Annotated in this window: 8 protein-coding genes; 4 read left to right on the forward strand and 4 right to left on the reverse strand. The window is 47.4% G+C overall.

Annotated features, from left to right (window positions below):
• Nucleotides 1-46 precede the first annotated feature (46 nt).
• Nucleotides 47-1,684 carry an ATP-binding response regulator gene (locus MKY44_RS26770; protein WP_341009332.1) on the reverse strand — a complete coding sequence of 546 codons (1,638 nt, stop codon included), beginning with the start codon at nt 1,682-1,684 and terminating at the stop codon, nt 47-49.
• A 481-nt stretch (nt 1,685-2,165) separates the two neighbouring features.
• Here MKY44_RS26770 and MKY44_RS26775 point away from each other — a divergent pair, with 481 nt between their 5' ends.
• Both MKY44_RS26775 and nrdG read left to right on the forward strand, forming a co-directional pair.
• Nucleotides 2,166-4,127, forward strand: a complete 1,962-nt coding sequence (locus MKY44_RS26775) for an anaerobic ribonucleoside triphosphate reductase (protein WP_341009334.1) — start codon at nt 2,166-2,168, stop codon at nt 4,125-4,127.
• Nucleotides 4,124-4,627 (forward strand): anaerobic ribonucleoside-triphosphate reductase activating protein, encoded by a 504-nt coding sequence (gene nrdG / locus MKY44_RS26780; RefSeq protein WP_341009335.1) that lies wholly within the window; start codon nt 4,124-4,126, stop codon nt 4,625-4,627. Before MKY44_RS26775 ends, nrdG begins: the two co-directional genes overlap by 4 nt.
• Before the next feature lie 20 nt (nt 4,628-4,647).
• On the opposite strand, the gene MKY44_RS26785 is transcribed toward nrdG, so the two are convergent.
• Nucleotides 4,648-5,094 (reverse strand): DoxX family protein, encoded by a 447-nt coding sequence (locus MKY44_RS26785; protein ID WP_341009337.1) that lies wholly within the window; start codon nt 5,092-5,094, stop codon nt 4,648-4,650.
• Between the two features lie 42 nt (nt 5,095-5,136).
• The gene (locus tag MKY44_RS26790; RefSeq protein ID WP_341009339.1) at nt 5,137-5,739 is read right to left on the reverse strand and encodes a TetR/AcrR family transcriptional regulator; all 603 of its coding nucleotides are present in this window, start codon (nt 5,737-5,739) and stop codon (nt 5,137-5,139) included.
• Nucleotides 5,740-6,022: 283 nt separating this feature from the next.
• On the opposite strand from MKY44_RS26790, the gene MKY44_RS26795 reads away from it, so the two are divergent.
• A complete protein-coding gene (locus tag MKY44_RS26795) occupies nt 6,023-6,862 on the forward strand; it encodes a methyl-accepting chemotaxis protein (RefSeq protein WP_036612816.1) in 840 nt (279 codons plus the stop codon).
• A gap of 148 nt (nt 6,863-7,010) precedes the next feature.
• Here the strand turns inward: MKY44_RS26795 and MKY44_RS26800 are convergent, their stop codons facing one another.
• On the reverse strand, nt 7,011-9,833 hold the full coding sequence (locus MKY44_RS26800; RefSeq protein WP_341009341.1) for a glycoside hydrolase family 3 C-terminal domain-containing protein: 2,823 nt from the start codon (nt 9,831-9,833) through the stop codon (nt 7,011-7,013).
• Nucleotides 9,834-10,202: 369 nt separating this feature from the next.
• Between MKY44_RS26800 and MKY44_RS26805 the strand changes: the two genes are divergently transcribed.
• Entirely contained in the window at nt 10,203-11,747 is a 1,545-nt protein-coding gene (locus MKY44_RS26805; RefSeq protein ID WP_341009343.1) for an FAD-dependent oxidoreductase, read from the forward strand.
• The last annotated feature ends 170 nt before the right edge of the window (nt 11,748-11,917 follow it).

Below are 11,917 nucleotides of genomic sequence, written 5' to 3' on the forward strand. Positions count from 1 at the left end.
CACCTATAACCGGTGCGCCGAATAAAGATTTATCTATGATCATGATTTAAGGCAAAGTAATACTCAATGCATTCAACAGATCAGCCTGTCTGACCGGCTTGGTCAGAACAGCATCAAATGCTTCTGCTTCATGCAATTCAATGTGCATCCCATAAGGAACAAGAACAATGACGGGCAGATTCTCCAGGCGCTGTTTCAGTTCATGTACAAAATCAACTGCGCCGCCTTCCAGTAATCCCATATCCACAACGGCTACATCCGGCATAAATCCTTCCTTGATCCAATCATGCGCTAATGTCAAACCCGAGGTCATGTGTACATCCATCTCCCACCTACGCATCAGGGAAGAGACACCTTGCAAAATGTCAGGGTCCTTGGCAAGCAACACCTTTTTCCCTTTTAACCGCTGCTGAACACTTGCGAGTTGAGGTAACTCCCAGTATCTGCGCAACGGAAGGGAGATGTTGAATTCCGTCTCATTTTCCTTCACACTGCTCACCTGAATACGGCCATGCATGAGAATGGCAAGATTCTGGCTTACAGCTAAACCCAGATTGCTTCCAATCAGTTTTTGGATATTCAAATTTTCATCTTGGCTGTTAAAGGTTTGTGTCTTCTTGTCCGATAACATCTGACCCGTGTACTTCACCTTGAGCTGAAGTGTACCGGTCTCCTCCAATTCTTCTCCGTTCACCACTGCTGTGATCAGAACGGAACCTTCACGCGTTGAATCGAGAGCATATTGAATGACGTGTGCAAGCAACTGTCCAATCTTGACTTCATCCCCAACAAACACTTGAGATACATTCAGTTCAAGATTTAATCCCAGCTCAATGTTCTTGCCCGTCGCAATCCCGGCATAGAGATACACGGTATTCTCAATGGTGCCTACCAGATCAAACGGATCATCATGTATAACCGTTTTACCTGCTTCATTAATGTTGAAATTCATCATATTATTCAGCAAGGAAAGTAGAATATTGCCGCTTGTCTCAATCATGTTCACATATTCGGACTGCTCCTTGGGCATATCTGGTGTGCGTATCAGATCTGTCAGTCCCAAAATACCGTTCAAGGGATTGCGAATCTCGTGACTCATTAGCTTCAACATCTGTGTTTTGGTCATGGCCTCAGATTCGGCACGTTCTTTCTCTGCCTGGAGTTGTTCTTGCATTTGTTCCGAATCACTCAATTTCAGCTCCTGAACATGCAATGTGCTTTCCAGATCGACAACATAGCCCAGAAATACAGCCATCGCCTTCAGTGTCTTCATATCGGTTTCGCTGATCACATAACCAGGATCATCCATCAGACAGATGGTGCCAAATGTTTCGCCCGATCTTCTCATAATAGGCACGCCCACGAAGAAGCGATTGCCAAGTCCGCTCGTAACGCCCATGGATCGTGTCATCGGATGTTCACATGTATCCGGGATCGTAAGCACGTTACCGTTGTCTCTTAATACCAGGCTGCAATATGAATCCGTAAATGGAAGTGCACTGCCTTTAACAACTAACTCTTCCGTACGATTAAAGGCCTCCAAAATGACATTGGTCACCCCGTCATTCGTGGCAACAAAGATGGTATTGACCTTCAATATACCGCTTAATACGTCTACGATATGGGCCGCAGCTTCCTTTATATCTTCATAGAAGCCTCTTGTAATGCCTTCTGCCGTCCCCATGATTCACCCCTCTTATCTTAGCTGCACTTTCAAATCTGTATTTCAGAATGTTTAATCACGTACAGGGGTCATCAAAAATCCGAATAGCTGTCACAATCTATACTTATATGATTAACACCGTAGAAGTATAAGAGAATCATACTCCCTGCCTATTGCCCATTTGCGGACAAAAGCAGGTCTTAAACGGATGGTTTAACGATCGCGAATTCATTGCAACTCGCCTTTTCAGCTTGATTAAAGTCCATCTTGTCCGACTTCGGATATTATACTTGCAGAATAACTAGAAATTATACGCTTCCGCTCAGACTTTGGGAACCTTTATCCGCAGCAATTAAAGGAAAGTCCATTTTGTTCAGTAAGCTGTGTGATCATTATCACACCCAAAAAACCACATATAGTTTATAAATGGATAAGACGAATCTACATATAGTATCTAACGTGAATTGAATGATAACCAAAATCAATTTAGGAGGAACCTTACATGAACATGCTTGAGTATGCCACCCCACCGGGATCCGATCTATTATCCGACCTGGGAAGACGAATTATTGGCGCAGAAGACGCCGATACGCTGAGGGAAAATGCGAATCTGAACGGGGATTCCTTCAGTGGTAAGATGAGCAGGCTCGGTTCGGAGACCGCCAAGTGGCATGCTCTGCGTCATGTGTTGCCGGAAGAGCTTGCCCAAGCTGTGGAGAATGGGGATCTGTATGTACACGATCTGGATCAGTATGCACTTGGAACGACCAACTGTATCTTTATCCCGTTTGACCGTCTCCTTGCTGCGGGTTTCAATACGGGCAACGGATCAGTTCGCACACCTCAGACGATCATGTCTGCCATGGCTCTGGTTGCGATCATCTTCCAATCCCAGCAGAACAGTCAATATGGCGGTGTATCGGCCAATAAGATTGACTGGGATTTGGCCCCTTATGTACAGAGATCGTTCCGCAAACATTACCGCAAAGGGCAACGCCTCTTTGGTGAGCATGCCCTGCTCGAGGATGAACAACTTCATTTGGACAGCATTGAAGCGAAGAATCAGTGCCCGCGCGCATATGCTTTCGCCTATGAAGAGACTGAATTGGAGACAGGACAAGCTGCTGAATCACTGATTCATAACCTGAATACAATGAGCAGCCGGGCAGGTGGTCAGATTCCATTCACTTCACTGAACTATGGATTATGTACTTCTGCGGAAGGACGGTTGGTATCACGCTCGTTGCTGGAAGCAACCATTCGTGGTCTGGGAAACGGTGAGACTCCCGTGTTCCCTCAACATATTTTCCAGTGCAAACAAGGGGTCAATCAGGCTCAAGAAGAGCCGAACTATGATTTGTTCCGGCTTGCAGTCACCTGTTCATCCCGGCGGATGTATCCTAACTTTGTCAATGTGGATGCCTCTTTCAATCTGCCTTACTATCATCCGGAAGATCCGGATACGATCATTGCAACTATGGGATGCCGCACACGTACACTGGCTGACCGGTTTGGTCGCAATCGTCAAAGTGGTAAAGGTAATCTATCCTTCAACACCATTAACCTCGTGAAGCTCGGCATCCGGTTTGGCATCTGCCAAGGTGCCAGAGCTGTCGCTGACCGGGCCGGATTCTATACTGCTTTGGAGTCGGTTATGCATAATGCCGCTTCCGGCCTGCTGCACCGCTACCGAATTCAGACAGCACAGCCTGCCAAGGCATCGGATTTCATGATGCGGGAGGGTGTATGGGAAGGTGGAGAACAGCTTGGCCCGAACGAGCCGGTTGCCGATCTATTAAAGCATGGAACCTTATCTCTTGGTTTTATCGGTCTCGCGGAATGTATGACAGCTCTCTATGGGCGCCATCATGGGCAGGACCCTCATGTACACCGGGAAGCGCTCAACATTATTCGGACCATGAGAGAGTTCTGTGATCGGATGAGCGAGCAGCATAACTTGAATATCACCCTGTTTGCCACACCTGCTGAAGGGTTGTCCGGCAAATTCACGAAGATCGACAGAGAGCGATACGGCATCATTGCCGGGGTTAATGATCGTGAGTATTATACGAACTCATTCCACATCCCGGTATACCACACTCTTCCAGCTTATCAGAAGATTGAACTGGAGGCCCCGTTCCATACGTTATGTAATGCAGGTGCAATCTCCTATGTGGAGCTTGACGGGAACGTTCGAGCCAACACCACAGCTTTCCTGCGAATCGTGCAATATGCACTAGCACAGGATATCGGTTATTTCTCCATTAATCATCCGATTGATCGCTGCCCTGCATGTGGTTATGAGGGGGTCATTGGGGATGTATGTCCAGGCTGTGAAGCCCACGAGAACCATGTACACTTCCAGCGGTTACGCCGCGTAACCGGTTATCTGACTGGAGATTACAAAGTACGCTTCAATGCTGCGAAGCAGGCCGAAGTGCGGGATCGGGTGAAACACCGGTGAATCTATATGGTTACATTCCGGAATCGGTAAATGAAGGGACAGGCCTGCGGGCCGTGTTGTTCATCAGCGGATGTCGACACGCCTGTCCGGGCTGCTTCAGTCCGGATTCATGGAGCTTTCGAGCGGGTGAGCCTTTTACAGAGGAGCGGCAGCAGCAGATTCTGCATGAAGTGACGACTCATCCGTTGCTGGATGGCGTTACGTTATGTGGTGGTGATCCCTTTTTCTCGGCAGCAGGATGTACGTCCTGGGTTCAGCAGCTCCGCGCTGCACGTCCTGATCTGACGGTATGGGCATACACGGGATTCGAATATGAGGAACTGGTCACCGACCCTGCAAGAGCGGAGCTTGCCCGGTTGTGTGATGTGATTATTGACGGTCGATACGTTGAAGCGGAGCGTGATGTTTCCCTTCCCTTCCGCGGCAGCCGGAATCAGCGTTTGATTGATGTGCCTGTCACGATGGCAAGTCACACCATTGTGACGCACAAACTCATATGAGGCAGTATATTACCCAAACATTATCCAAACCATGGCGAAGCGAGTACAATCGCTGTAATGAACAACAATTGAAGCACCAGACGTGGGAAAACAGGCCACACAGCTTTGCCACCTATTGTTAACTTCTCACGGGCCGCATGGACATTAGCCGGGAACATGACAATCAGCATGAGCAGCAACCCTGCTGCGGCAATCCATGCAACACCAGGAATAAGCAAACCAACTGCGCCTGCGATCTCCAGGATTCCAGTCCACGTGACGATTTTCTCCTTGTGAACTAATCCACGAGGAACCATCTGAACCAAATCAGCTCTGCGTTTGCCCCAGTGTGCGGATGCGGTCAACAAAAACATGACAACAACCGCACCTTGCAAAGCAGGATGCCAATGATTAAACATTGGAACCCCAAGCCAGCCAATCCCCCGAAGTATCATAAAAGTTGTGCATAATGCAATAAGTGGTGCCATTTCTTATCCTCCTTCATCATCTTTACTATAAAAAGATCCATATCAGTCTTGTTGCTTAAGCATGGTAGACATGAGATTAGCTATATCTGTAGAGTTCAAGTGTGACCGTCCGCTTGTATGCATTGAGGTGCGTACCCGCAGTCCCATGGAGAGCAGTACAAAAAGTTCCCCCATCTGCTCAGCATTAATCGAGCTATCTATCACACCATGTTTTATTCCCAACTCAATCCACTGCATCGAATAGCTGACCGACCTATCGTGAAATTGCTGAAGTGCTTCGGACACCTGAGGTTCGTCCTCTTTGCCCAGCAAATAAAGCAAGACCTTATTGGTTATTGACCCCTGCTCCTCCAGACCGACTAAATTCGCAGCGATAATCTGCATTGGACCTTCAAACGTCTTGATATCTGCTTCGGCAATGGTAGCCAGAACGGCAGAGTGCACCGTCTCTAGATGCTCCATCAGAACCCAGATAAATATTTCGTCCTTGCTTCTTACGTAATGAAAAATCGCCCCTTTGGACAAGCCCGAGCGTTCCATAATCTCTTTTAAGGTAATCGCATGGCAAGCTTTCTCCTGTAACAGTTCCTTGGTAGCTCCCAATAACTGAGCTGTTGTATGTTTCCGTCTGTCTTCATTCTTCAAGTACGTTTCCTCCCTTGTTTATTCCGCTACTCTTAATAGAGATTATACAAACCGACTATCGGTTTGTAAATAAGAATAGTTAGTAAACAATCTTTAACTGGTTCTCGGACCATTTCCCGCATAATTGAAGCATTCGTAGAGACCTGCCTTAAAGAAATAGGTTTTATCCATTCTCTCTATTTTCTTCTCTATTGCATGACGATATATAATATAGGTAGTTATTAAGTTAGCATTTAAAATTTAACCGTTTACATAAGGTAACCAGGGAGGAATCATCTTTTATATGGATATTGTTCAAGCATTAATTACATGTATGCCTTTCTTTCGAGATACGATTCGTCAGGATGTAACCCTCTCCGTTATTGATCATGAAAAATTCTTATATTTCTCAGCAGGGGAATCGTTAAAGCAACTGAATTATCAACCCGGCGACCCTCTATTGGATGGAAATCGAAATTTTGCTGATCTCAACGGCGGTACAGTCAAACGATTCGATCACTATCCTAAAGATTTATTCGGTGTTCCGTTTGACGTGGCTTTCATCCCCATTAAAAATGAGAAAGGTGAAGTCATCGCCCTGTTTAATCTACTCTACAGTATGGATGACCAAGACCAGTTGCAACAGCTCATGGATGCTACCGAAAATCTGACCAACCAGTTAATTGACAGTGTACAGCATGTAGCTGCACACTCCGAGGAACTCAGTGCCACAACCGAAGAAATTCGGAATAACTCCAAACAAGCCGTACAGAAATCAGGAAATGTCACTCAGGTCGCCAGCTTCATTCGTGAAATCTCCGAACAGACGAATCTGCTCGGCTTGAATGCAGCCATTGAAGCTGCTCGTGTAGGTGAAGCTGGTGCAGGTTTTGGCGTTGTTGCCAAAGAAATTCGCAAACTGTCTGTGGATACCAAAGAAGCAACGGCCCGTATTGAAGATTCTCTTCTCTCGGTTCGGCAATCCATTCAAGGCATGGAGAATGAACTTGGTGAGATCACTGCAAGCTCCCAAGAGCAGGCTGAACTCGTAAACAATTTCATGAGCACAATTGAGCAACTGAATGAAACCAACAAACAGTTGAAGCAATTTGTGCAAAAAATGATTACGTTTGACGGTAAATAAAAATACGTTTAATGAAACAAACGCGGTCCATATCATAGAAATTTGCATAATTCGATTCCTACCGCTCAGGGGATTTATGCAAAATGGTCATTAAACAACAAACTAAGCCTCCGAATGTATTCGGAGGCTTTTTCATTAGCTATTTGACTTAACGAATCTCGAAGTGACTGATGCGCACACCTGCAGACAACACAATGTATACATCCTGCGCACCTGATGCACCTGTGAGTTCCGCCTTCACGGTAGACCACTGCTGGGCTTCACCTTGCGCCAGTTCCACACGTCCTGCGAGCGTACCGTCCGGTGAACCGAGTCGAACTTCTAACACAGCGCCTGCTTGTTCTGCGGATACACGCGCTTCAATTGCCGTTGCCCCACTACCCAGATCAGCATCTTTGAAGACAATCCATCCTTGCTCCCCAATTACGCGGACAGCACTTCCGCCCTCTTTGCTCTCATCCAGGTCAACGCCCAGGTAAGCATCATAATTCTCGGCACGAGTAGCCACAGCCAGATTACGAGCAGGGATTGTCTCTCCTTCTACCGTCAGGTCTGCAACCAGCTGAACATCAGAGGATGACTTGGCAACCATAATGGAGTAAGTTCCACTTTCCACGACATAGCGATCACGTGTTACATCCCAGATTGCCAGTTCCTGAACAGGCAAGGTGAAGCTGACTTTCGCTGTAGATCCCGCTTCGATATGAAGACGACGGAATCCTTTTAACGTTTTGAGTGGACGTTTTACCCGGGATTTGCCTGCACGAACGTACAACTGTACAACCTCGTCGCTGGGAATTGAACCCGTATTGGTTACATCTACAGTTACCGTAACGTTGCCCTCTGTACCCACTTGAGCTGGGCTAAGTTCCAAATTGCTGTATTTAAACGTTGCATACGTCAGACCATGTCCAAACGGATACAATACATTACCTTCAAAATATTGATACGTACGACCAGATTGAATAATATCGTAATCTTTGATGTCGGTCAGTTGATATGCCGATTGTACCCATGTCATATTCAGACGGCCTGCTGGCGCATAGTCTCCATACAATACGTCAGCCACTGCGTTACCCAGTTCCTGTCCTGCGTGCGAAGTATACAATACCGCCGGGATGTTCTCCTGGACCCAATTCGATGTAAATGGATAACTACCCACGATAACAACTACCGTGTTCGGGTTCGCGGCATAGACCGCCTCAACCAGACGTTGCTGAGATTCGGCCAGATCCAGACTTGGACGGTCAATTTCCTCTTTACCATTTACAAGCGGATTATTACCAACAAAGACAATCGCCGTTTCCGCAGCCTTGGCAGCTGCTACCGCTTCCTCAAGTCCATTCACAATCACATCCTGCTTGAATGTCTCTGTAGCACCGAAAGACTTCAGTTCTTCGGACACCACAAATGCATCGTTTCCACCATTAGGGGCAGTCACCGTTTTGCCATTCCAAGTGGTCAGACCTACACTTCCGTCCTGTTGTGGCAACAGGTGGAATACTTCCTTCACAAACCAGCCGTACACTTCATCTGCGGAAGCCGTTACGGTCTCTTCATCTGTGGTCAGATATTTGCCGTTGCTTTCGGCCTGCAAGGTATAACTTCCGAAGCCCCAGTCGGACACCATAAATGTCTCCGCTTCTCCTGAAGCAATGACAGGTGATTTCTCACCATCCGCCAGTCCAATCTTCTTCCCATTGGCTACGGAAGTTAACGTAATGCGATCATTTCCATCCTTGAACGCCACTTGGTCGCTGCCTACTTTGCCACGGATCGCCTCAAGCGGGGATACGTTATACGGCATGGTGCCTGCATACCAGTCACGGTAGACGGTTCCGCCCAATTGACCAATTACAGCCACTTTACCAGCCTTAGTTTTGTCCAGCGGCAGTGTGCCTTTGTCGTTCTTGAGCAATACCACTTGTTCTCTCGCGGCTCTGAGCGACAGTTCTTTTGCTTTCTCCGTCATCATGGACTCTTCACCGATCGCAGCGTACGGGTTGCCTTCTTCCGGATCGAACTCACCCAGACGGAAACGCACACGGAACGTATTAAACAACGCCTTGTCGATGTCATCCATCGTGAGTGTACCTTGTTCCAATCCTTCACGCAGTGCCTGTTTGGACAGCTCAGCATCATCAGTGATGCTATCAATGCCTGCCTTCACGGACTCTACCGTACCTGGTGTGTGTGAATCATAGTATTTATGATCATTCTTGATGCCCATTACATCACCTGCATCACTGACAACGAAACCATCCATGCCCCATTCGCCTTTGACAATCTCGTTCACAAAAGGATGCAACAACGCTGGCGTACCATTAATGGAGTTGTACGCCGTCATCATCGACTGTGCGCCGCCTTCTTTGAACGGCTTCTCGAACGCTTTCAGATAATATTCACGCATATTGCGCGGATCAATGCTGGACGAACCACTTCCGCGATCCACTTCGTTATTATTCGCAAGAAAATGCTTCAAGGTAGCGACCGCTTTGTAATACTTTGGATGGTCGCCCTGAATTCCTTTGACCAATGCTGTTGTCAGCTCGGCTGTCAGTTCCGGATCTTCACCATATGCCTCTTCATTCCGTCCCCAGCGCGGGTCACGTTCCATATCCACTGTAGGTGCCCACAGCGTAAGACCGTTCACTGCCGGATTTCGTTTATAAAATACACGCGCCTCGTCTCCGAGCACGGAGCCAATCTCTTTCATCAAATCCGCATCCCACGTGCATGCCAGCCCCACCGGTTGTGGGAAGGATGTTGCTTCTCCAAGCCAGGCCAGACCGTGTGCCGCTTCTGTTCCATGTTTGTATGCAGGCACACCCAAGCGGTCTACTGCTGGCTGATATTGCAGCATGGATTCAATTTTTTCATCTTCCGTTAAGCGGGATACAAGGTCCTTCACACGAGTGTCTAACTCTAGTGCTGTATCTTGAAACGGATATTTCGTTTGGTTGGTCGTCATATAGAATCTCCTTTGGTTATCGGTAGTTAATTAAAATGATAGCGAATACATATATCAAGAAAAAACGGGGGTTAATTCGGATAAAATCTTTCTTCCGGTGGATCAATTAACCCTTTTATAATCAACGTTTAAAGGTGTGAAGTTTTATCTCCTTTTCAAAACCTAAAACGATTTCGGTAATCTTATCATAAAGCATGTTTAACAAAAAAAACAGAGGTTCTGCGCAGGAAATTGTGAACATCCCTTCTGCAAAATCTGAACAACACCGTTTTTTCCTGGCATAGTCTGGCAATCATGAATAAGAGTACAACGATGTGCGCTGAACGACAATCGCATCAACCGAATGAAGATGATTAAGGAGGAAGACAAATGAGCGACAATCAGCAGACCAAGACGGGTCTGCCCCCGGTCCCCGAATCACTGTGGCGTGCTACGCATGAATTCGATAGCTATCCGAAACTGACAGAAGATATTACCGCTGATGTAGCGATTATTGGTGCCGGTATTGCCGGGATCACTACAGCCTATCTGCTCGCGCAGACGGGTATGCGTGTAGTCGTGCTGGAAGCTGGAAAAGTATTGGATGGCACGACCGGTCATACCACTGCCAAGGTATCTGCACAGCACGGCGTCATATTTGATGAAATTATGCATCACTTCGGACAGGAACAGGCTCGGATGTACTATGAAGGCAATGCCGATGCCGCCAAGTGGATGCGCAATCTGGTGAAGGAAAAACAGATTGATTGCCAGTGGGCAGAGGAAGATGCCTACGTCTACATCCAATCAGAGGAAAACATTAAAAAACTGGAGATCGAGCTAACCGCTTATGGCAAACTCAATATCCCTGGCGAGTGGGTAGATCCACTCCCTATTCGAGTTCCCGCAAGGGCAGGTATTCGCATGCCGGGTCAGGCACGTTTTGATCCGCTGGCCTATCTTCACTACTTGCTCGATTCAGCCGTAAAACAAGGGGTACAGATCTACGAGCATACGACAGTTATCGATGTAGAGGAAGACGCTTCACTGCATGTACGAACCTATGGAGATGGCCCATCCGTAACAGCGGAACATATTGTCGTGGCCTCTCATTTTCCCGTCTATGATCCCGGATTTTATTTCACACGATTACACGCCGAACGATCCTACGCTGTATTAGTCGAACCGGAGAAACCCTATGCGGGCGGCATGTACATCTCGGACGATACACCGTACCGCTCCTTGCGTACCGTCTTACATGACGGCAAGGAACTTATCCTCTTTGGCGGCGAAAATCACAAAACCGGACAAGGCATCTGCACCTTCGGTCATTATGAACGCCTGGAGCAGTTCGCAGCGGAGACATTTGGCATCCGCAACATCCCTTTTCGTTGGTCAGCCCAGGATCTGATCTCCATTGACAAGGTGCCTTACATTGGACCGATTACCGGAAGACATGAACGTGTATATGTGGCGACCGGATTTGCCAAATGGGGAATGACAACGGGTACCATGGCCGGTCATATTCTCGCAGATCGCATCACCGGACGTGACAACCCTCATGCTGCCATATTCGATCCAGCAAGATTCAAAGCCGATCCTGGCATGAAGCATTTTATTGTGGAAAATGTGAATGTAGCCAAGGAATTAATCTCCGGTAAAGTAGGCATTGTGCACAAAAACGTTAGTGATATTGGCGAAGATGAAGGTGCTGTCGTTCGTCATAACGGCAAACGGGCTGGCGCCTACAAGGACACCAGTGGCAAGCTGTTTCTGGTGGATACCACCTGCACCCATCTGGGGTGCGAAGTGGAGTGGAATGAGGGGGAGCGTTCGTGGGATTGCCCATGCCATGGTTCCCGCTTCGATTATGCAGGCCATGTCATTGAGGGCCCTGCTGTGGAAGACCTTAAAGTTCTGGATGCACAAGAATAACCGACATTTAACGATTAACCTGTAAACCAAAGAAACAAAAGTTCATCTCACAGACCGGATCGGAATCCGCCTCCAGACGGAAGTAACCGATCCGGTTTTTGCGTATGCTGAATTATAGCTAAACAGACAGCTTCAGCTAAGCATCAGTATTAAACGAACTTATTATCGAT

The sequence above is a fragment of the Paenibacillus sp. FSL R7-0026 genome (genome assembly GCF_038004485.1).
Lineage (GTDB): Bacteria > Bacillota > Bacilli > Paenibacillales > Paenibacillaceae > Paenibacillus > Paenibacillus xylanexedens_A.

Bases quoted from the DNA above. Each gene is read 5' to 3' on its own strand.
- MKY44_RS26770 (WP_341009332.1), bottom strand. From the start codon at position 1,684: ATGGGGACGGCAGAAGGCATTACAAGAGGCTTCTATGAAGATATAAAG.
- MKY44_RS26775 (WP_341009334.1), top strand. From the start codon at position 2,166: ATGAACATGCTTGAGTATGCCACCCCACCGGGATCCGATCTATTATCC.
- MKY44_RS26785 (WP_341009337.1), bottom strand. From the start codon at position 5,094: ATGGCACCACTTATTGCATTATGCACAACTTTTATGATACTTCGGGGG.
- MKY44_RS26795 (WP_036612816.1), top strand. From the start codon at position 6,023: ATGGATATTGTTCAAGCATTAATTACATGTATGCCTTTCTTTCGAGAT.
- MKY44_RS26800 (WP_341009341.1), bottom strand. From the start codon at position 9,833: ATGACGACCAACCAAACGAAATATCCGTTTCAAGATACAGCACTAGAG.
- MKY44_RS26805 (WP_341009343.1), top strand. From the start codon at position 10,203: ATGAGCGACAATCAGCAGACCAAGACGGGTCTGCCCCCGGTCCCCGAA.